Source organism: Streptomyces blattellae (genome assembly GCF_009709555.1).
Classification (GTDB): domain Bacteria; phylum Actinomycetota; class Actinomycetes; order Streptomycetales; family Streptomycetaceae; genus Streptomyces; species Streptomyces blattellae.
The window spans coordinates 45,405-65,998 of the sequence record NZ_WJBG01000121.1 but is presented as its reverse complement, the minus strand read 5'-3'; the positions used below and the strand labels follow the sequence as shown (position 1 = coordinate 65,998).

General features: G+C 72.3%; 14 protein-coding genes. 5 read left to right on the top strand and 9 right to left on the bottom strand.

All coding sequences use genetic code 11. From position 1 onward, the window contains the following. The first annotated feature begins 34 nt into the window (after nucleotides 1-34). From GFH49_RS10705 to GFH49_RS10695, 3 genes are read left to right on the top strand one after another with little or no spacing between them, the layout of a single operon-like run. Nucleotides 35-3,898, top strand: coding sequence for a hypothetical protein (locus GFH49_RS10705; protein WP_155055600.1), 3,864 nt, complete (start codon nucleotides 35-37; stop codon nucleotides 3,896-3,898). After that, the gene (locus GFH49_RS10700; protein WP_155055599.1) at nucleotides 3,898-6,525 is read left to right on the top strand and encodes a right-handed parallel beta-helix repeat-containing protein; all 2,628 of its coding nucleotides are present in this window, start codon (nucleotides 3,898-3,900) and stop codon (nucleotides 6,523-6,525) included. Before GFH49_RS10705 ends, GFH49_RS10700 begins: the two co-directional genes overlap by 1 nt. Before the next feature lie 23 nt (nucleotides 6,526-6,548). Next, nucleotides 6,549-7,433, top strand: a complete 885-nt coding sequence (locus GFH49_RS10695; protein ID WP_155055598.1) for a hypothetical protein — start codon at nucleotides 6,549-6,551, stop codon at nucleotides 7,431-7,433. A 99-nt stretch (nucleotides 7,434-7,532) separates the two neighbouring features. On the opposite strand, the gene GFH49_RS10690 is transcribed toward GFH49_RS10695, so the two are convergent. The 4 genes from GFH49_RS10690 to GFH49_RS10675 form a co-directional block, all read right to left on the bottom strand. Continuing rightward, nucleotides 7,533-7,880: a DUF8825 domain-containing protein gene (locus tag GFH49_RS10690; RefSeq protein WP_155055597.1), complete on the bottom strand. Its 348-nt coding sequence runs from the start codon at nucleotides 7,878-7,880 to the stop codon at nucleotides 7,533-7,535. 108 nt (nucleotides 7,881-7,988) lie between these two features. Next, nucleotides 7,989-8,813 carry an alpha/beta fold hydrolase gene (locus tag GFH49_RS10685; RefSeq protein WP_155055596.1) on the bottom strand — a complete coding sequence of 275 codons (825 nt, stop codon included), beginning with the start codon at nucleotides 8,811-8,813 and terminating at the stop codon, nucleotides 7,989-7,991. A gap of 95 nt (nucleotides 8,814-8,908) precedes the next feature. Continuing rightward, on the bottom strand, nucleotides 8,909-11,653 hold the full coding sequence (locus GFH49_RS10680) for a helix-turn-helix transcriptional regulator (protein ID WP_155055595.1): 2,745 nt from the start codon (nucleotides 11,651-11,653) through the stop codon (nucleotides 8,909-8,911). A gap of 218 nt (nucleotides 11,654-11,871) precedes the next feature. Further along, a complete protein-coding gene (locus GFH49_RS10675) occupies nucleotides 11,872-12,774 on the bottom strand; it encodes a ketopantoate reductase family protein (protein ID WP_155055594.1) in 903 nt (300 codons plus the stop codon). Nucleotides 12,775-12,921: 147 nt separating this feature from the next. Between GFH49_RS10675 and GFH49_RS10670 the strand changes: the two genes are divergently transcribed. After that, nucleotides 12,922-13,158: a DUF2277 domain-containing protein gene (locus GFH49_RS10670; protein ID WP_155055593.1), complete on the top strand. Its 237-nt coding sequence runs from the start codon at nucleotides 12,922-12,924 to the stop codon at nucleotides 13,156-13,158. Nucleotides 13,159-13,491: 333 nt separating this feature from the next. Here GFH49_RS10670 and GFH49_RS10665 read toward each other — a convergent pair whose 3' ends face one another. Continuing rightward, on the bottom strand, nucleotides 13,492-14,109 hold the full coding sequence (locus GFH49_RS10665; RefSeq protein ID WP_155055592.1) for a DedA family protein: 618 nt from the start codon (nucleotides 14,107-14,109) through the stop codon (nucleotides 13,492-13,494). A gap of 235 nt (nucleotides 14,110-14,344) precedes the next feature. Here GFH49_RS10665 and GFH49_RS10660 point away from each other — a divergent pair, with 235 nt between their 5' ends. Beyond that, nucleotides 14,345-14,869 carry a superoxide dismutase family protein gene (locus GFH49_RS10660; protein WP_155055591.1) on the top strand — a complete coding sequence of 175 codons (525 nt, stop codon included), beginning with the start codon at nucleotides 14,345-14,347 and terminating at the stop codon, nucleotides 14,867-14,869. A gap of 95 nt (nucleotides 14,870-14,964) precedes the next feature. Here GFH49_RS10660 and GFH49_RS10655 read toward each other — a convergent pair whose 3' ends face one another. The 4 genes from GFH49_RS10655 to GFH49_RS10640 all read right to left on the bottom strand — a co-directional run bounded on the left by GFH49_RS10655 (nucleotide 14,965) and on the right by GFH49_RS10640 (nucleotide 20,587). Then, nucleotides 14,965-15,417 carry a DoxX family protein gene (locus GFH49_RS10655; protein ID WP_155055602.1) on the bottom strand — a complete coding sequence of 151 codons (453 nt, stop codon included), beginning with the start codon at nucleotides 15,415-15,417 and terminating at the stop codon, nucleotides 14,965-14,967. A gap of 96 nt (nucleotides 15,418-15,513) precedes the next feature. Beyond that, the gene (locus GFH49_RS10650) at nucleotides 15,514-17,463 is read right to left on the bottom strand and encodes an FAD/NAD(P)-binding protein (protein WP_155055590.1); all 1,950 of its coding nucleotides are present in this window, start codon (nucleotides 17,461-17,463) and stop codon (nucleotides 15,514-15,516) included. 666 nt (nucleotides 17,464-18,129) lie between these two features. Then, on the bottom strand, nucleotides 18,130-19,791 hold the full coding sequence (locus tag GFH49_RS10645) for an alkaline phosphatase D family protein (RefSeq protein WP_155055589.1): 1,662 nt from the start codon (nucleotides 19,789-19,791) through the stop codon (nucleotides 18,130-18,132). Nucleotides 19,792-19,942: 151 nt separating this feature from the next. After that, entirely contained in the window at nucleotides 19,943-20,587 is a 645-nt protein-coding gene (locus tag GFH49_RS10640) for an HNH endonuclease family protein (RefSeq protein WP_155055588.1), read from the bottom strand. Nucleotides 20,588-20,594: the final 7 nt, after the last annotated feature.

The window sequence follows — 20,594 nt, the reverse complement described above, 5'->3', positions numbered from 1 at the left end:
CTTCCATGTCCCGGCGGGTGGTAACCGTACGACGGTGTACGACGGCACCGGCGCGCACACCAGCGACCTGCTGACGCTCCAGGGCGGCCCACTGGGCGGCCGCGACATCCGTATCGGCCTGAACGGCACGCCCCGCATGGACAACGCCGTCGTCGTCCCGCAGCCGGGCGGCGGCTTCCGGATCCGGCACGGCAACGACCACATCGTCGTCAACGCCCAGGGCGCGCACACCGACAACGTCGCCTCCGTCACCCCAGCCCAGGGCATCGACCTCGTGCACACCCCGGTGACCGGCACCAACCCGGTCCCCGTCCTGAAGGACGCGGCCGGCAACCCCGTACCGCACGCCACCGTCACCGCCGGTCCGGGCGGCACCTTCGTCGTCAACCGCGCCATCGTCGACGGCGCCGGCGCCCCTGTCGGAGCGACCCTGCGGTTCCACCCCGGCGGCGCCGTCGAGGTCCTGGACGCCAACCTGGTGCGGATCGACGACGCGCGGGTCGCCGCCCGGCCGAACGGCGGCGGCTTCCGCGTCAGCCAGGACGGGGAGGTCGGGCTCGTGAGCGCGAACGGCCGGGTCGACCTCCTGGCCATGGACACGGCCAGGACCGGCGTCTTCCGCGTTTACGACAGCCAGGCGGCCCATCAGTTCGACGTCGTCCAGCTCTCCGACTCCGCCGACGCCCGGTTCGTCCGTACCGATACCCACGCGCTGCTCGACGCCGACCTGGCCCCGGTGCCTCCCGGCCAGCAGCTCACCGTCACCCCGCAGCCGGGCGGCGGCTACCGGGTCGACGGCTTCCAGGGCGCGCGGGCAGGCGAGTACAGGCTCTACGACAACGTGGGCAGACTCACCGAGCAGCGGTTCAACGTCGTCAACAAGGGCGTCCCCAAGCCGAACGAGTACCTCAAGGTCACCCATCCCACCGACGGTGTCACGAAGCCGAGCTGGGAGCGGGTGCGGCTGGACGCGACGGGCAACCCGCAGCCGGTGACCGGAGCCCGCAACTGGTCCGACGGCGGCACCGTCGACGTGAAGGGCATCGGCGACGGCCGGGTCAGGCTGGTCGGTCACTCCGGCATCGAGGTCTTCGACCGGCGCACCCTGCCGGGCGGCCGTGTCCTCGACGCGTACCACTCACCCGCCGGGGTCGGCGAGTTCGGGCTGTTCAACCAGCGCGGCAGGTGGACCGAGTACGGCACGAACGGCACGGTGACCCGCTTCGGCACCCGGCACTGGGGCGAGAGCGGCCGCAGCTGGTTCGACGTGACGAGCGCCAACGGCATCGACACGCGTGTCCGGCACTTCCAGGAGACCCCGGACGGCGGGCACATCCTGGCCGACCTCGGCAACAAGCCGCTGACCCAGAGTTTCGCGAAGACGACCTGGACCCGCTACGACGGCGAGTCCCGGCCGATCGCGGAGGGCACCCGGACCTGGGGGCCCGGCCGCGGCTACACCGACACGATGGTCAACCCGAAGACCGGTGAGAGCGTCGTCGTCCACGAGAAGTGGGGCCGCTTCACCTGGAGCGTGCACGACGTACGCCGCTTCCACCAGACCGAGATCGGCGCGGACGGCGTGCCGAAGAAGGACTACACGTCCTGGTCGGCGCACGGCAAGGAGAACGGCCGCGGACTGACCCTGAAGAACGGTGACTTCCTTCAGAGCCGCCGTTTCGCCGAACAGCGGCCCCCGGTGTCCTGGCGCTGGCTGATGAGCAGCGACTACCGGGCCATGAGCTTCGACCAGGTGCCCTGGCTGAAGTGGGACAGCAAGCTCCAGGTGCACCACTTCACGCAGACCCCGGCGGGCGGCGGGGCATCCGTCCACGGGGTGCGGTTCGTCAGCAACAACACCACGACCGACATCATCCGCACCGGCGACATCGTCCGGGAGTCCCGCAAGCTGACGAACGGCGACACCCTCACCGTCGGCGACGTGCGGATGCCGGACGGGGTGACCACACGGAACGGCTATCTGCCCTGGTCGCAGGGTGACGGCAAACCGCAGGGCCACCGTACGTACCAGCAGGGCGACTTCACGCCCGTACCCGGGATCCAGAACAACCAGATCCGCTGGCAGGACCGGGTCACGTCCAACCTCAACGACGGCGACTGGTACACGCCCAGCGCGGGCAAGCAGTGGAACGTCGTGCGGGTCGGCCTGGACGACGGCACGGTCGTCGAGTACCGGCCGGCCCCCGGCGCCGCCGCCGGTACCGGCCACCTGGGCAGCGGCGACTGGACCCGCTACGACCACCACGGCCTGGTCGTCGGCCGCCAGGACACCTGGCCGGACCCGGCGGGAACCGGCAACCAGATCCAGGTCACCTCCACCGGCATGCTCGACGGCGGCGTGCGCTGGACCGACAGCCTGGGCAACAGCGGCATCCGCAAGCTGAACCACAACCGGGGCGATGTCACGCCCTGGGGCTGGGACCGGGAGACCTTCCAGGACTTCGACGCGGGCGGCCGGCTGGTACGCGACCACCGGCTCCTCGCCGACGGCAAGACCATCGACTCCTGGTCCGTGCCCGACCCGAACACGGGCGGCAGGACCTGGCACTGGAACAAGACCGACGCCGACGGCACGGTCAAGAACTTCGGCACCGGACAGGGCGACCGGATCCGCCAGTGGTTCGACGGGAGCGGTCACCAGATCCCCGACTGGCGCCCCGGCGCCACCTGGCAGGACCAGGTGCCCAGCCTGGGCAACCGGGTCGTCCAGGAGATCCCGGCCAAACCGGCCGGTACGTCCTGGTTCACGGACGCTCCCCACCGCGTGCGCGAGTACACCCCCGACCCGGCCGGCCTCGGCAACACCGACCCGCACGTGTGGAAGGAGTACGAGAACGGCATCGAGATCGGCCGCAAGGTCGAACTCGACGACGGCACCTACCTGGAGAGCGAGGACTGGCACAAGCAGTGGCGCCGGTACGGCACCGACGGCGTGACGATGATCGACGAGCGGACCATGACCGGGTTCGTCTGGCACACCGACACTTTCGGCCGGACCTCCCTCATCGGCCGGGAGACCAACTTCACCGGTGTGCTGAACGACTACCGCGGCTTCAACCGGATGTGGCGGGACGCCAACAACTGGGAGTGGGGCGCCACCACGAACGGGGTGTCCACGTACACCCCGTTCATCAGCCGGGCCGCGCGGCAGATCGCCATCGAGATGGTCCAGGAGTGGATCCTCGACTTCTCCGTCAACCTGCTGGTCTACGGCATCGTCGCGGCCGCCACCGACACCCCGTTCGGCGGTCTGGAGGTGGCCAAGGCCGCGTTCGGCGCGACCGTCAGCGCGGGCGTCAAGGGCACCTTCTCCGCCGGGCACCTCGCCACCTTCCGGGGCGGCCCGTGGAAGACCGGGTTCAGCCAGATCGACATGGGCCAGCCCTACAACCGCCGTCCCAACGACGACAGCTGGGGAGCCGAGTACGGCGGCAACGAGAAGGTGGTCCGCTGGCGCTCCGGCACCTACGACTTCGGCGTCGGCATGGTCAGCGGCATGACGGCCGGCTTCATCGGCGGCGCGGCCTCGGCGGCGATCTTCGGCGTGAAGGACAAGGACGGAAACACCGTCCACCTGTCCGGCGGGGACGCGCTGCTGGCGGGCCTGATCGGCATGGCGGGCAGCGCTGTCGGCGGGGTCACCACAGGCCTCGGCAGGACGATCCTCACCCAGAACCTCGGCGGGCGCTGGTACCACCGCCAGGGCGTCTTCGACATCTTCGCCGTCGGCGGCGTCGGCAAGCTGATTGACAAGCTCTTCGCCCAGCTGTGGATCGGCAGCACGCTCACCCAGTCGACCGGCCCGGACTACTACACGGACACGCACGGGACGTCCACGGGCGGCTCGGCCGAGGGCCGGAACGGAGGGTCCTCCTGATGACGGTGATACGTGTGGCCGCCAAGGGCCGGGGGGCGTACCGGACCATCGCCGCGGCGCTGGCCGCCGCCCCTGCCGGGGCGCTGGTGAGCGTGGAGCCCGGCGAGTACGCGGAACCGCTGCGGCTGGCCCGTCGGGTGGTCCTGGAACCGGAGGACGGCGCCGGCTGTGTGGTCGTCCGTCCGCCCGCCGGGCCCGCCGTCACCGTCACCGCCCCGGACTGTGTGCTGACGGGTCTGGTGCTGCACGGCGCCGACCCCGCGGAGGCGCTGGTCCGGGTCGAGGACGCGGCCGGGCTGACGTTGGAGGAGTGCGAGCTGAGCGGCGGCCGGGTCGAGGTGCTCGGTTCGGCGGCTGCCTCGGCGGCGGCGGCCAACGCGGCGCTCGGCCCCGACGCCGACCTCACCGCCGAGCTGGCCGACCCGGTCAACGGCGGAGGCGTGCTCCTGCTGCGCCGTACGACGCTCAGCGGCGCCCGGAACACCGCCCTGCACCTGGCGGGTGACGCCCGCGCGCGGGCCGAGGAGACGGTGATCGAGGAGGTGGACGGTATCGGCGCGGTGCTGTCCGGTTCCGCCGTGCTGCTGGCCGAGCGGCTGCGGGTGCGGGGCACGTCCGGGTCGGCGCTGCGGGTGCGGGGTGGTGCGCGGCTGCTGGCCCAGGACTGCGTGTGGACGGGCGCGGGCCGCAACGGCGTGCTCGTGCAGGACACCGCCGAGGCCCTGCTCACCGAGTGCCGGATCGACGGGGCCGTCCGGTCCGGGGTGCGGGTCTCGCACGAGGCGCGGGCGGAGCTCACCGACTGCCGGATCACCGGGCCGGGCGGCAACGGGCTGGAGGCCGGCGACAGCGCGCGGCTCACCGCCCGGGGCTGCCGCATGGCGGCGCCGGCCGGGCACGGTGTGCTGGCGGTGGGCGGTACGACGGTGGTGCTGGCGGACTCGCTGGTCGACCGGGCGGGCGGTACGGCGCTGCATCTGGGGGACCGGGCGGTCGCCGTGATCAGCGGGAGCCGGGTGCGCGGGGGCGGCGACCACGGGCTGGCCGTGGTGGGCGGCGCCCACGTCGAGATGACGGAGAGCACGCTGGAGGACTTCCGGTCCTGCGGTGTGCACGTGGAGGACGAGGCCCGGGTGGCGATGACCGCGGTACGGGTGACAGGTGGCGAGACCGGGGTGCGGGTGCGGTCCACGGCCGTCGAGCCCTCCGAACTGAGGGACTGCTCGGCCGTCGGCCAGCGGCGCAGCGGCGTCGAGATCGGCGCCGACTCCGCCGCCGTGCTGCTGGGCACCCGGATCGCCGCGGCCGGCGGCGCCGGGGTGGCCGTCGACGCGGGCGGGCGGCTTGCGATGACGGGCGGCGGTGTGTCGGACGCGGCCGGAAGCGGGCTGGTGCTGGGGCGGGGCGCCTCGGCCGAGGTCAGCGCGGTGCGCGTCGCGGGGAGCGGCAAGAACGGCATCCTGGTCGGCGAGTCGGCCGACGGCACCTTCGACCACTGTGACCTGTCGGGTTCCGCCTTCCCCGCGCTGCACGTCGGCAAGGGCGCCGAGGTGCGGTTCCGGGGCTGCCGGGTCTTCGACTGCGGGCAGGACGTGGGGCTGGCCGACGGGGCCGAGCCGGTGTTCGAGGACTGCGCGGCGATCCGCGTCCGTACCTCCGTACTCCCGGCGCTGACGGACCGGCCGGGCACACCCCCGCCCCCGCCGTCCCGTCCGACCGCCCCCACCGGTCCGGGCGTCCCGGGCCCGCGCGGTCCCGCCGCGGAGTCCGCCCCCGCCGCCGACGGCGAGGAACTGTGGCAGCAGGGCGAGCCCGAGCCGGAGCCCGAGACCCTGGAGGACCTGCTCGCCGAACTCGGCGAACTGGTCGGCCTCGACGGCGTCAAACGGGACGTGGGCGGCATGGTCAAGCTGATGCAGACCGTCCGGCTGCGCGAGCAGGCCGGGCTGCCCGCCCCGCCGCTCAGCCGCCACCTCGTCTTCGCCGGCAATCCCGGCACCGGCAAGACCACCGTGGCCCGCCTCTACGGCCGCCTCCTCAAGGCGCTCGGCCTGCTCTCCCGCGGCCACCTGGTCGAGGTCGACCGCAGTGCCCTCGTCGGCGAGTACGTCGGCCACACCGGTCCCAAGACCACGGAGGCGTTCCTCCGCGCCCGCGGCGGCGTTCTCTTCATCGACGAGGCGTACGCGCTCGTCCCGGCGGGGGCCGCCAACGACTTCGGTACGGAGGCCATCGCCACGCTCGTCAAACTCATGGAGGACCACCGTGACGAGGTCGTCGTCATCGCCGCCGGATACCCCGACGACATGGACCGCTTCGTCGCCTCGAACCCGGGCCTGTCCTCCCGCTTCACCCGCAGTCTGACCTTCGCCGACTACACCTCGGCCGAACTCGTCAGCATCGTCGAGCACCACGCCCAGCGGCACCGCTACGAACTCACCGCCACCGCCCGCAAGGCACTCGCCGAGTACGTCGAACTCATCCCGCGCAATGCCCAGTTCGGCAACGGCCGGACGGCCCGACAGCTCTTCCAGCACATGACGGAACGTCAGGCCATGAGGGTCGCCGAACTCGCCGCGCCCGACCCCGCCCAGCTGATGCAACTGGACGAACAGGACCTGCCGTAACACACCCTTCGGAGTCGGAAGCAATGCCCGAGCCCAGCTCGTCACAACCACGACAGCCGCAGAAGCCGCACGAGCCGCAGGAGTCGGAGAAGCCGGAGAAGTCGGAGAAGCCACCGCGATCGCAGCCCGCCACGTCGGCACAGCCGTCTGAGGAGCCCCGGTCCCCGAAGGGGTTCGCGGACACCTTCCGCCGCAGGCCCGCCCGCGCCCCGCGCGGTATGACCCCCGGCTCCCGTGTCTGGGCCACCACCGGCTGGACGGCCGCCGTGGCCGCCGTCGTCGCCGTGCTCGTCGCCGTTTCCCTGCTCGTGGCGGGGAACGACGACGACGAACGGCAGGAGGCGGCACGGACCGTGGTGCCCGCCGAGGAGAAGCCCGAGTCGCCCTCTGCCTCCCCGAGCCCCAGCGCGTCGAAGAAGTCCGCCAAGCCGAGCTCCTCCCCGACGCCCGTCGCGCCGCCGGAGCCGAAGGCCGAGAGCCCCGCGACGAGCAGGGCGCCTGCCCCCGCCGCCAGCCGTGCGCCGGACACGGAGAAGAAGCAGGACGAGGAGGACGGGCAGGACGAGGAGGAGCCCAGGACACCTGAGTGGACGCAGACGGTGATCTCGGCCACCAACGTGCTCTCCACGGGCGAGTCCTGGCGGACGAACCGGATCACGATGACCATGCAGTCGGACGGCAACCTCGTGGTCTACAACGAGAACGGCAAGGCGACCTGGGCGTCCACGACCTTCGGAGAGGGCCATACGGCACGGTTCCAGACGGACGGCAACCTGGTGGTCTACAACGGCGAGGACAACCCCGTATGGGCCTCGCAGACCAACGGCAACCCCGGCGCGCAGCTGATCCTGCGCCAGGACGGCAAGGTCGTCATAGCCAACGGCGAATCCGTCGTGTGGAGCACCTGAGCGGGGCATCTCCTGCGGAGGGCCAAAGGACGGCACGAAGGCCCGGGGCCAGGTCCGGGCCAGGCCCGGGCTTTTGTCCCAGGGCGCGTACGTACCCGCTCAGGGTGTCTCGGTCTCCCCCGGGGTCTCATGCGCGCGCTTCAGCTTCATGCGGGCGTCCACGCGCTGCGCCACGACGATCTCCGCCCAGAAGCGGTGACAGCTGACGAACACGGCGAGTTCGTGCTCGCGCTGGCGCAGCTTCTCCACCTCGGCCTGTTCGTCGGCCGTCCAGCCGGGGGAGGCGGGGCGCTCCACCTTGCGCCAGCCGCCCGTGTCACTGAAGCCGTCCAGGGGCGCGACCGACCAGGGCAGCCGCTTCAGCAGGGCCGACAGCTCGGCCCGGACCTGATGCAGCTCCTCCTGACCGGCGCGGAGGTCACTCGGAAAGTCATAGGGCGTAGCCACGCGACAATGCTACGCCTGTTCGATTTTGGGTCGCGAGTCTCTTCGGGGGGTTCGTGCGGACGGGTGTGAACGGGCGGACGTGGCGCAAGCGGTCCTTCGCGGCCGCGGTCAGGCGTTGAGGAACTCCAGCAGGTCCGTGCAGAGTTGTTCCTTGTGCGTGTCCGTGATGCCGTGCGGCGCGCTCGGGTAGACCTTCAGCGTCACGTCCTTGATGCGGGCCGCCGCTGCCTTGCCGCCCACGTCGATGGGCACGACCTGGTCGTCGTCGCCGTGGACGACGAGCGTGGGTACGTCGAAGGCGTCCAGGTCGGCGCGGAAGTCGGTGGCCGAGAAGGCCGCGATGCATTCGTAGGCGTTGCGGTGCCCGGCCTGCAGGCTCTGGCGCCAGAACGCGTCGCGCATGCCCTGCGAGATGTCGGCGCCCGGCCGGTTGTGGCCGAAGAAGGGCCCGTCGGCCAGGTCCCGGTACAGCTGCGAGCGGTCGGCGAGCGACCCGGCGCGGATTCCGTCGAACACCTCGACCGGTACGCCGCCGGGGTTGTCGTCGGTCTTGAGCATGAAGGGCGGCACGGCGGAGACCAGCACGAGCTGCGCGATACGGGCGGTGCCGTGCCGCCCGATGTAGCGGGCGACTTCGCCGCCGCCCGTGGAGAAGCCGATGAGCGTCGCGTCGCGCAGGTCGAGCGTGTCGATGAGGGTGGCGAGGTCGTCGGCGTAGGTGTTCATCTCGTTGCCGTTCCACGTCTGGTCGGAACGGCCGTGCCCACGGCGGTCGTGGGCGATGGCGCGGAAGCCGTTCGAGGCGAGGAACAGCTGCTGGGCCTCCCAGCTGTCCGAGTTCAGCGGCCAGCCGTGGCAGAGCACGACCGGCCGGCCCGTGCCCCAGTCCTTGTAGTAGATCTGCGCTCCGTCGCTTGCGGTGACGTACGGCATGGAATGCTCCCGTCTGCAGAATCCGTCGAGACACCCCAGCGTCGGCCAGGGCGGACGCGCTCGCATCCCGTGGAGCGCGTAGTCGTGAACCGGGGTCAGTCGTCCAAGGTGTGCTGGAGTTGGCGCCGGGACGTCACGTCGAGCTTCCGGAAGATCTTCCGCAGGTGGTAGTCGACGGTGCTGGCGCTGATGTACAGCTGGGCGGCGATCTCGGCATTGGTCGCGCGGCTTTTGGCGAGGCGGGCGATCTGCTGTTCCTGCGGGGTCAGCGTGTTCGCCGGACAGGCGGTCCCGCGCTGGGGTCGCGTCCCGGTGGCGGCGAGCTCCTGGGCGGCGCGCGCGGCGTATCCCATGGCCCCCATGGCATCGAACATGGCGACGGCCGTGCGCAGTTGCTCGCGGGCGTCCTTGCGGCGCTTACGGCGACGCAGCCACTCGCCGTACAACAGGTGGGCGACGGCGAGATCGGCGCGCGCTCTGGTGCCCGACAGCAGGCTGATCGCCTCGTGGTACAGCGCTTCGGCGTCGTCGACCGTCGCGAGCAGGGCGCGTGAGCGAGCCAGCAGGCCAAGGGCCCAGGGGGTGCCGGAGGCCGTCGCGCGGGCGGCGAGCCTTTCCAGTACCGCCGTGGCCAGTACCCGGTCGCCGCAGCGTACGGCCGCCTCGGCAAGGTGGGGGAGCAGCCGGGAATGCACCCCGAGCACGTCGTGTTCGAGCAGCTCCTGCCCGATGGTGCGCGCCCGGGCGTAGTCGCTGTGGCTGAGCGCCAGCACCATCATGCCGATGCGGGCGATGCACTCCACCGCGCCGCTGCCGAGCCATGCGCCGGCCTCCATCGACCCGCGCAGCACGGCGTCGAGATCCTCGCGCTCGCCGTGCCAGGCCAGCAGTTCGGGATGCTGGTAGATGGCCCACACGTCGTCGCTCGCGCCGATCGCCGCACGGATCTGATGCCCCTCGGCCGACAGGTCGTCGGCAGCCGCCAGCTCGCCGAGAGTGGTCTCGGACATCGTGGCGCAGTACAGCGCGGTGTCCAGGTGCGACAGGGCGCCGGTCCGCCGGGCGACGTCGGCCACCCGCCCGATGACGGCGGGGTGCGTCCGCTCGTCCCACAGGAGCATCGACATGGTGATGACGGGCAGATAGCCGCGCAGCACCTCCTCCTCGGGGGTGTCCGGGTCCAGCACCACGGCGCAGGCCCGCCGCAGATGGGGTACGGCGCGTTCGTAGTCGTCGGTGGCCAGGGCGGCGAAGCCGCGCAGCACGAGATCGACGCCGGTCGCCTCACCGGTGCGCGGTATCAGCGCCTCCACGGCCCGGGCGATCTCGGCCGGCGTCGTGTCCCGCATCAGATGCTCGGCGGTGATGGCGCGGTCGATCGCCCTGAGGAGCGCCGTACGAGCCAGGTCCGGGGCCCCGTCGGTCAGCAGCTGAGCGGCGCGCAGGCACAGCGCCGGCGCCTGCGCGTACGAATGCGCGCGGCCCAGCGCGATGGCCGTGTTCGCCCGGACCAACAGCGCCCGGCCCCGGCCGACATCGCCGAGCAGCCCCGCATCGAAGCCGTCCAGCAGCGACTCCGCCTGAAGCGGCGCCCCCGCCCGCAGCGCCGCCTCGGCGGCTGCCAGCAGCCGCCCCGCTCGCACCTCGCCGCCCGGCGTCAGCTCGGCCGCCCGGGTCAGGAAGGTGGCGCGTGCGGCGTAGCCACCCCGTGCGCCCGCCCGGTCGGCCACGCGTTCCACTTCCGCGGCGACGGCCGCATCCGTCCCGATCGCGGCCGCGGCGAGATGCCAGGCCCGCCGGTCGGCGTCGGCAGGCCGGTCGGTGACCTCCGCGAGAGCCCGGTGCGCCCGTCTGCGCTCGACGCTGGTGGCGCCGCTGTAGACGGCCGACCGCACCAGTGGATGGCGGAACTCCGCGGCGGCGCGCAGCACCACCAGACGCACGGCTTCGGCCGGACCGGAAGCTTCCGCGCCGATCCCGAGCCGGCGTGCCGCGCCCGTGAGGTAGCCGAGGTCGCCGCCGGGCTCCGCGGCGGCGAGGAGCAGCCAGGTCTGTGTCGGCTCCGGCAGCTCGCGGACCCGCTGGAGGTAATGCGCCTCCAACCTGCTGCCCACCGGCAGCGGTTCGGGCAGCGCGAACCCTCCGCAGAGCTGGTCGGCGGACAGCTCCTGCCCCAGGTCGGCCAGCGCCAGCGGGTTCCCGGCCGTGGCCGCCACGATCCGTGCCGCGATACGGGCGTCGAGCCGTCCGGGGACGGTCTCACGCAGCAGTTCCAGAGCGAACTCGTCCTCCAGACCGGCGACTTCGGTGCAGGGCAGGCCGGCGGGTACGTGGAAACCGGTCCGCGCGGCGAACAGCAGGCCGACGCCCTCGGCGTGCACCCGCCGGCCGACGAAGGCGAGCGCGCCGAAGGACTCCTCATCCAGCCACTGGGCGTCGTCGACGCAGGCCAGCACGGGCCGCTGCTTCGCGGCCTCCGCCAGCAGCGTGAGCGTCGCAAGCCCCACCAGGAACGGGTCGGCGGGCGGACCGTCGGCCAGCCCGCACGCCACCCGCAGCGCGGCGTGCTGGGTCCCGGGCAGCGCCCCGGGCTCCTTGAGACCGTCCAGGAACGGTACGAGGAGACGGTGCAGCGCCGCGAACGGGAACCCGGACTCCGCCTCCACACCCGCCACCCACAGGACACGCAGGTCGGCCGACTCCGCCGCCGCATGATCCAATAACACGGTCTTGCCGATGCCGGCGTCACCCCGTAAGAGGACGACACCGCTCAGTCCCTTGCGCAGATCCGCGACAAACCGATCGAGAGCTGCACGTTCCCTGACCCGCCCCTTGAGCATCACACCGGCACCTTTCAGAAAGGTCGGGTGGCGAGGCCAACGGCAACGCGGTCCCCCACGTAAACTGCGCCCGCACCCTCCGCTGCTGCTGCCCATCCTGCATATATCCGCCGGAACTTGCCGGAGAGTCGCACAACTCACATGCCTCCCTCCGATTCCTCGCCGTACCTCCCTCAGGAACAGCCTGAGGGCCGGCAGGGCATCCACCGGCGGAGCGCTCAGTGGCCGGCGTCCCTCAAATCGTTTATCACCCTGGTCGCCACGGGCACCGGCACCCCGTGCCGCTCGGCCGCGCGGAGCAACGCGCCGCCGATCGCGTCGAGTTCCAGTGGGCGGCCGGCTTCCGCGTCGCGCTGCATCGACGACTTGGTGTGCGGCGGGAAGGTGTCGTAGCCGGCGAGTGACCTGGCGGGGTCGCCGGGGCCGCCGCAGGCGCGGCTGACCGCCGCGGTCTCCTCCACCAGAGCGGTCAACTCCTCGCGATGGCGGGTGCGTACGTCGCCGAGCGGGAGTCCGTAGCGGGTGGTCAGCAGGGCGAGGGGCGCCAGGAAGGACATCTTCGCCCACAGGGCCGCCGTCTCGTCGGGCAGGACGCGGGTGGTCGGGCCCGCGGCGGTGAGGGTCGCGGCGAGGGCGTCGAGGCGGTGCGGGGGGACGTCGGTGCCGGTCAGGTCGATCTCGGCGAAGGGGCTGGTGTGCTCGATCCGCCCCGTCGCGACGCGCGTCGACTCCACGCGGATGGCAGCGGGGGCGACCCGGTCGGGGCGGTAGAGGGCGCGCAGGGCCGCGGGGTGGTCGACGCCGTTGAGGAACGGCACGAGCAGGGCGTCGCCGAGCGCGGTGGGCGGGACGCGGTCGAGGGCTGCGTCAAGTGCCGTGTGCTTGACGGCGATCAGGCAGGCGTCGACCGGTTCGCGCAGCTCGGTGGCGGCCTCGACGCGGGCCGTGAAGCCGCCGAACTGTCCGCTGCTGACCTGGATTCCGCCCGTGCTGAGCGTCTTGGCGGTGTCCTCCCGGGCCAGGCAGATCACCCGATGCCCGGCATGGGCAAGGAGGCCGGCGAGCAGTCCGCCGATGCCGCCCGGACCGAGTACGGCCACGGTGAGTTCGTCGTTCGCCATGTCTTTCCCCTTCGTCGGTCGGCCCCGGAGCGGTGGCCGCCTCGGAACGATCATCGCAGGCGACCCGCGCACCGGCACAGGGCTTCCCGGCACGGGTTTCTCCGTGGAATCTCTGCCGGTCGCCCTGTGCGGGGTGAGACTGGGGTCATGTGCCGCAGTATCAAGACGCTTCGTCCGCCGGTGTTGGCCGAGGAGGCGACCGAGGAAGAGATCCGGGCCGCCGCCTTGCAGTATGTGCGGAAGGTGTCCGGGTTCCGGGCGCCGGCCGCGCACAATCAGGAGGTCTTCGACCGCGCCGTGAACGCGATCGCCGAGGCCACCGCAGAGCTGCTGGACGGGTTGGAGATCCGGGGGGCGGGTGCTGGTGCTCGACGGGCCGGGTAAGGGGCGGATCCGGCGGGCTACGGCACTCCGCGGGCCGGACGACAGCGGCCGGCCAGGGCCTGCCCGGCGGATCAGGCCGGTGGATCAGGCCGGTGGATCAGGCCGGTGGATCAGGCCAGCTTTCCGGAACCGCAGCGCCGCAGACGGGCGGCCCAGGCCACGCGACGCCGGCACTCGACGGGCCGGAGAGGCCCTGAGCGGCCCTGGTGGAGCGGGCTGTGGTTGGCCGCGCTTCGAAGGGGCGCGGGGCTGTATCAATGTGCGGCTCCGCCGCGTGGGCGCGGCCAGCCCCCACCGGCCCGCGGCAAGCGAATCGCACATCCAGCGAAGCGCTCAGGCCGGTCTCCGGCGCATCAGGTACCCCGCGACCGCGCCCGCCGCGAACAGGGACGCCACTGACACGGCCGTCGCCAGCCAGGTCGCGCCCAGCCAGTGGGCGCCGAAGTAGCCGAGGGTGACGCTGTAGGTGGCCCAGGAGAGGCCGGCCAGGGCGGACCAGGGGAGGAAGTCGCGGGCGCGGCGGTGGGCGGCGCCCGCGGAGAAGGAGACGACCGAGCGGCCGGCGGGGGCGAACCGGGCCAGGACCACCAGGGCTCCACCGCCCCGGGCGAGAGCCGTGCCGAGACGTTCCTGCGCGGTGCTCAGACGCCGGGAGCGGGCGATGGCGCGGTCCAGGCGGGGGCCGCCCGCCCAGGCCAGTCGGTAGGCGACCAGGTCGCCCAGCACGGAAGCCGTCGTGGCGCACAGCGTCAGGGCCAGGATGTCGGGGACGTGCTCCGGTACCTCGCCGGTCGCCGAACCCGCGGCTGCCGCCGTCGCCGCCGTGATGACCAGGACCCCGCTCGGCAGGACCGGGACGAAGACGTCCAGGAGGACGGACAGGGCCACCACGGCATAAATCCATGGGCCGGCCGTCAGCGACCCCACACTCTCGAACACCGCTACTCCCATGAACTCCCCCGTAGGCCCGTCCCGCCGCGCCGCGATGTCGCGGGGGAGCGGCAGGGGCGGCCATGACAGCCACACAGCGTACGCCGAGGGTGTGACAGGTGAATCACGGGGGGCTCGTGGGGTCCGCGCCGCATGTTCACCCGGCTGCCGCACCCCGGGGGCGGCCTCGGCCACTGTCCCGTAGCACGGACAAGGGGCGACAGATCACTCCAGAACGTGAGGAACGGTACACATCATGGTGGCAGGAATATGCGCGGGCGCCGTCGCCGCGGCCGTGCTCGCGGCCGGCAGCGGCGGCGCGGAGTACTGCTCGGTGCAGAAGGACGGGCGCTTCGTGCCGCCCTCGGCCGTCGTGGCGACGGAGGCGGTCACATATGACATAGCACTGGTCCCGGCCGGGTCGTGGATCGAGATCCGTCAGCTGACCGAGGAGAAGACCGGCAAGACGACCGTACGGCTGTGGGTGACGGGCATGACGCCCGGGCACGCGTACGGCGTCCATGTGCATCAGAAGCCGTGTGCCGCCGACCCCGCCGCGGCGGGCGGCCACTACCAGAACAAGGTGTCCACCGACCCCGCGGACGTCAACGCCGAGAACGAGGTCTGGCTGGACTTCACCGCGGGCCAGGACGGCAGCGGCCGGGCGAGCGCCTACCACGACTGGGGTTTCCGGGAGGGCGGGGCGTCCTCCGTGGTGATCCACGACATGCCCGGCCCGAGCGGGGGCCGCGTGGCCTGCTTCACGGTTCCCTTCGTGTAAGGCCGGAACCGCCGTACCGCCCGACGGCGCGACGGCGCCTCCCCCGCGCGCGGGAGAGGCGCCGTCAGCAGTGCCACTGAGGAAACCGCTGCCGCTCAGGCGGCCACCGGCGTGTGTTCCACCGCCTGCTGCTCGTTGGCCGTCGAGCGCTTCGCGAACAGCCGGTCCAGGCCGAGCGCGCCGGAACCGGTGAAGACCAGCAGCAGGAAGGCCCAGCAGAACATCGCCGAGGGCTCGCCGCCGTTCTCCAACGGCCAGAGGGCCTCCGACTGGTGTTCTGTGAAGTACGCGTACGCCATGGAGCCCGAGGCGATGAACGCGGCGGCGCGGGTGCCCAGGCCGAGCAGTACGAGGGTGCCGCCGACGAGCTGGATCACGGCCGCGTACCAGCCGGGCCAGGAGCCGGCCTCGATGGTGCCGCCGGTGCCGGCCGCGCCGCCGAGCACGCCGAACAGGGAGGCGGCGCCATGGCAGGCGAAGAGCAGACCGACGACTATGCGGAACAGGCCGAGGGCGTAGGGCTGAGCGCTGTTGAGACGTGCGGTCAGTCCGGACATGTGGGGGTACTCCTGCGGTCGGGCCGGTCCGTGGGGACGGACCGGTCTGGGGGACAGAACCGAGCGAGTGACCCAGGTTAGGTCTGCCTAATCAATGCTTGCAAGTTCAACATTCGGCCATGGTGTGCACGCTGCCGGCGACTCCGACTCGGCCGCCGTCGCACGTAGAACCGCTCTCGCCACCGCGTCGGCGTCCGAAAGCGTGACCGAATCCACACCCGGCCGGGCCCCCGCCGCGGTCACCCAGTGCACGCCCTCGGTCGGCACCCCGAAGGCGAACCTCCTTGTGTGCGGCCGACCTTGACGGTCTATCAGGCGGTATGGCCGGGGTGTCACGTCCAGCCCCCCGGTTTCGTAGCCGTCGACGGTGTGCGGCCGGCACTGTCCGGTCTTCAGCAGCCGGGCCAGGAGGTCGTCGGCCGTGCGCCGCAGATCGGGTTCCGGTAGCCGCGCCTCTATGAGGGTGGTCACGGGTACGGCGGACCCCGCCACGTCGGGGGAGCGCGCGAGCCACGCCCCCTCGCCCTCCCGCACCTCCAGCCGCGGCCCGAGCACCTCCACCACGCCCGCCTCCATCAGTGCCGCCAGCTCCTCGATCCGGCGCCGGGGCGGGCCGATCGACAGGAACGCGTTGAGCGGCGTGTACCAGCGGTCCAGGTGATCACGGCGGGACGCGCCCGCGAGGCCGCCGTGGTCGACGATCTGCCGCAGTTCGTTGCGCAGATCCCGCAGCACGTCGAGCGCCGCCTTCAGCGGACCGGCGACATTGCCGAGCGCGGCCTGCGCGGCGTCCTCGCGCAGATACGCCAGCAGCCAGGCACGCCAGGCGCCGGGGTCGGTGAAGTTGCGCCCCGCGTACGGGCGGGAAATGCGGTCCCAGGACCAGCGGTCGGCCTCCGGTACCCCGAACTCGTCCAGTACGGCGGCTTCTTGGGGGCTGCGGTGCGGGGCGGCGAGGAAGTGGCCGCGGAAGTCGATTGGGCCCGCGCTCCCGCCCACGCCGCCCGCCCCCTCGTACACCCCCAGCAGCGCCTCGTAGTAGACGGTCTCCACCTCCTTCGCCGCCAACGGCCATATCTCCGTCAGGAAGTCCGGTGCCTCGCCGGAGTCGGCGCGCTTGCGGAAGCGGGCGATGGTCTCGTCGGTGAGGACGCGGGGGAGGTGGCGTCCGTAGGGGCCCTTGGCGTTGTCGCCGCGGGCCTGGTAGGGGATGCCGCGGCGTGAACCGGCGTACAGGCGGGGCTCGTTGCCGGAGGGCAGGTAGCGCAGGGCGCCGGCGTCCGTGCGGACGAAACGGCCACCGCGGCCGGTGGTCAACAGGGCCGTGTGGTCGAAGAAGTTGAGGCCCAGGCCGCGCAGCAGCACCGGTTCGCCGGGGGATATGGCGGAGAGGTCGACGTCGGCCGGGTTGGCGGGGGGTATGTGGCGCAGTCCGTGGGTCTCGGCGTAGGCCGCGTGCCGTCGCTGGGCCAGGTCCGCGACCGTCGGCAGATGGCCCTGGGCGAGGACGACGGCGGACAGGCCGGCGAGGGTGCGGCCGTCGTCGAGGGTGAGGGTCTGGCGGCCGTCGGGGGCGTCGTCGAGGCGTACGGCACGTGCCGCGTGGGTCTCGACGCGTACCGCCCGCGGTGCCTCGCGTACGACCTTCGCGAACACCCACTCCAGATAGCGGCCGTAGTGGGCGCGGGTCGGGTACTCGTCGGGGCCCAGGTCGCCGTCCGCCCAGTCGTGCAGGCTGGGGCCGGGGCGGACCGGGCCCGAGCAGTCCACGCTGTCGTCGGTGAACAGGGTCACCTGACTGGCCACCGTGTTCATCAGCAACTCGGCGGACTGCGCGGAGCGCCAGACCCGGCCGGGGCCCGGCGGCGCCGGGTCGATCACATGCACCGTCAGCCGGGTGCCGGGTGGGAGCAGCTCCGGCGCGGAGGCGCAGAGGCGTTCCAGGACGCTGGTACCGCGCGGCCCCGCGCCGACCAGGGCGACCCGGACCTCGGCGGACTCGGCGTGCGCTGCGGATTCCGCGGGCGGTGCAGACAAAACGGTGTCTCCCGGGCGTGTGGGGCGCGTTGCGGCTGAACCGCCCAGCAGAAGCGGACGGTCCGCCTCATCATGCCGTCGAGGGAGGGGAGATCCGAGCCTCGGGGCCGACGAGTGTGGGACGGCTCACGCGCATCACGGGCCACGGGCGCAACAAACGTACAGAATGCGGGAATCACGGCTGAACCGGGCTGTTCAGGACGCCGGCCGAGCGGTCTGCCGGGGTGTCAGCCGCCGGGTCCGTCAGGGTGTCAGCCGACCGGTCCGACGGGGCGTCGGCCGACCGGTCCGTCAGAGCGTCGGTCGACTGGTCCGTCGGTGCGTGGGCCGACCGGTTCAAGGCGTCAGGCGGCTTGCCTCACGGTGTCGGCCGACCGGCCCGTCACGGTGTCAGCCTCCGGGTCTGTCACGGCGTCAGGCGACCTGCCGTCACGGCGTAGGCCGACCGGCTCCTCACGGCGTCAGCCGCCGGGCCTGTCAGGGTGTCAGCCGCCGGGTCTGTCACGGAGTCAGTCCGTCGGCCGTTCAGGGCGTCAGGCGGCCTGCCGTTGCGGTGTCGGCCGACCGGTCCGTCTCGGTGTCGGGCGACCTGCCGTTGCGGTGTCGGGCGGCTGGTCCGTCAGGGTGTCGGCCGACCAACCCGTCACGGTGTCCGGCGAGTTGCCGTCACGGTGTCGGGCGGTCGGTTCGTCGTGGTGTCAGGTGTGATTCGTGCACCGGCTTCAGTCGTGCCCCGCCCGTCTTCTCCGTCCGTGCCTGGTCGAGCCGCAGCCGGGCCGAACGTCCGCGCAGGGTCAGGGTCATGAGCTGGTTGCCGAACCAGGGGCCGCCGGTGCGGCGCCAGTCGATCGGCGGACGGGGGACCTTGCCGTGCCCGGCGAACCGGCGGCCGAGGAGCCGGGCGGTGGCGGACCAGCCGAACCGGAAGCCGACGCGGATCGCCCTGTGGATGGCGTTGTGGACCGGGGAGCAGGTCAGCTGGAACACGCGGGCGTCCGGACCGCCCGACGGCCACGTCGGCTCGGCGACATACGCGTGATGGACGTCCCCCGACAGCACACTCACCGTCGCCGGCGCCCCGTCCCCCGAACCGGCCTCGGCGATCAGCGCCGTCAGCGCGTCGAAGGACGCCGGGAACGCCGCCCAGTGCTCCAGGTCCGCGGCCCGCCGCAGCCTCTCCCCGAACGCCGCCCAGCGCGCGCCCTTCTCGCCCCGGCACAGCGCCGCGTTCCACCCCTCGGCGTCGTGCACCAGGTGCGGCAGCAGCCAGGGCAGGGAGGTGCCGATGAGGAGATGGTCGTACGACCCCCGGTCCGCCAGCGCCTGTTCGCGCAGCCACCGCTCCTCGCCCGGGTCGAGCATCGAGCGCCGCCCCTCTTCGAGGACGCGGGCCGCGCGGGTGTCCACCATCAGCAGCCGTACGCGGCCGAAGTCGCGCCGGTAGCTCCAGCGGACGGACGTGGGGTCGGCGTCGGCCTTGGCGGCGAAGGCGCGCAGCGCGTCGGTACCGTCGGGTGTCTCGCGCACGGTCGTATACAACGGGTCGTCGGCCAGTTCGGCCGGGGAGAGGTTGCCGATGTGCTGGTGGACCCAGTACGACATCAGCCCGCTCAGCAGCCGCTCGCGCCACCACGAGGTGGCCCGAATGTCGGCGAGCCAGGCGGCGGAGGTGTTCCAGTCGTCGATGACGTCATGGTCATCGAAGATCATGCAGCTCGGCACCGTGGACAGCAGCCACCGCACCTCGGGGTCGAGCCACGACTCGTAATAGAGCCGCGTGTACTCCTCGTAGTCCGCGACCTCGCTCCCGGGCGCCTCGCGCAGATCGCGCCGGGCGGCGAGCCAGCGGCGGGTGGCCTTGGAGACCTCGTCGGCGTATACCTGGTCGCCCAACAGCAGCAGGACGTCGGGCCGTTCACCGTCCGGGTCGGCCGCCATCCGCGCGGCCAGCGTGTCCAGCGCGTCGGGGCCCACCGGGTCGGCCTCGTCGGCGGGCGGCGCGGCCCAGCGGCACGAGCCGAAGGCGACACGGACGGCGTCGTCCTCGGCCGCCGTGCGGATCTGGGAGGGCGGGAAGCGGGAGTCGGGCAGCGGCCACACCCGCGCACCGTCGAGGAACACCTCGTACGACTGCGACGTGCCCGGGATCAGGCCGGTCACCTCGACGAGCGCGTAGTGATGCCCCGCGACCTGGAAGGTGCGGGACTCACCGCGCGCACCCTCCGCTCCCCGCACCTCGGCGGTGCACGGCCGGCTCGACTCGACCCACACGGTCGCGGACGAGCCGTCGGTGTACCTCAGCAGTGGACCCAGGCGCAGACTCGCCACGGTGATCGCCCGCCTCTTTCTTGGTCGGCCCGCCTAGGGGGCGCTTCGAGCGCCCCTTCGGTGCGCCTCCTCCGTCGCCCCGTACGGTACGGAACGACGGAGGTCAGCGGGGAGGTTCCGGTACGGAATCCGCGCTGTCGGCCCGTGGGTTTCAGCAGCCGGACAGGTAGTTCGTGAGCGCGCTCTTCTCGGCGGAGTCCACCGAGAGGCCGTAGTAGTACTTCACCTGGACCCAGGCGCGGGCGTAGGTGCAGCGGTAGGAGGAGACGGACGGCATCCAGGTGGCCGGGTCCTGGTCGCCCTTGGACTGGTTGACGTTGTCCGTGACGGCGATGAGCTGCGGGCGGGTCAGGTCGTTGGCGAAGGACTGGCGGCGGGAGGTGGTCCAGCTGTCGGCGCCGGAGTCCCAGGCCTCGGCCAGCGGGACGAGGTGGTCGATGTCGACGTCGGAGGCGGCGGACCAGGTGGCGCCGTCGTAGGGGGAGTACCAGCTGCCGCTGGTGGCGGCGCAGGAGGAGTCCTGGACGACGTTCGTACCGTCGCGATCCAGGACGACCTCACGGGTGTTGCAGTTGCCGGACTGGGTGATCCAGTGCGGGAACAGGTCGCGGTCGTAGCCGGTGCGGTCTTCGGTCGCCACGGTGAGCGAGGCGAGGTAGCTGCGCGCGGTGGCGCCGCTGACGGGGGTGGGGAGGGCGGCGGAGGCGGTCGGGCTGTTGAAAAGCGCGACCGAGCCTATGAGTCCGGTGAGCGCCGCGAGTATGGTGTACTGTCGACGCGCGTAGAACTTCGGCATGCGAACT

Coding starts and splice junctions, on each gene's coding strand:
- GFH49_RS10665 (WP_155055592.1), bottom strand. CDS start 14,109: ATGGGAGTAGCGGTGTTCGAGAGTGTGGGGTCGCTGACGGCCGGCCCA.
- GFH49_RS10670 (WP_155055593.1), top strand. CDS start 12,922: ATGTGCCGCAGTATCAAGACGCTTCGTCCGCCGGTGTTGGCCGAGGAG.
- GFH49_RS10695 (WP_155055598.1), top strand. CDS start 6,549: ATGCCCGAGCCCAGCTCGTCACAACCACGACAGCCGCAGAAGCCGCAC.
- GFH49_RS10680 (WP_155055595.1), bottom strand. CDS start 11,653: ATGCTCAAGGGGCGGGTCAGGGAACGTGCAGCTCTCGATCGGTTTGTC.
- GFH49_RS10700 (WP_155055599.1), top strand. CDS start 3,898: ATGACGGTGATACGTGTGGCCGCCAAGGGCCGGGGGGCGTACCGGACC.
- GFH49_RS10685 (WP_155055596.1), bottom strand. CDS start 8,813: ATGCCGTACGTCACCGCAAGCGACGGAGCGCAGATCTACTACAAGGAC.
- GFH49_RS10640 (WP_155055588.1), bottom strand. CDS start 20,587: ATGCCGAAGTTCTACGCGCGTCGACAGTACACCATACTCGCGGCGCTC.
- GFH49_RS10675 (WP_155055594.1), bottom strand. CDS start 12,774: ATGGCGAACGACGAACTCACCGTGGCCGTACTCGGTCCGGGCGGCATC.
- GFH49_RS10660 (WP_155055591.1), top strand. CDS start 14,345: ATGGTGGCAGGAATATGCGCGGGCGCCGTCGCCGCGGCCGTGCTCGCG.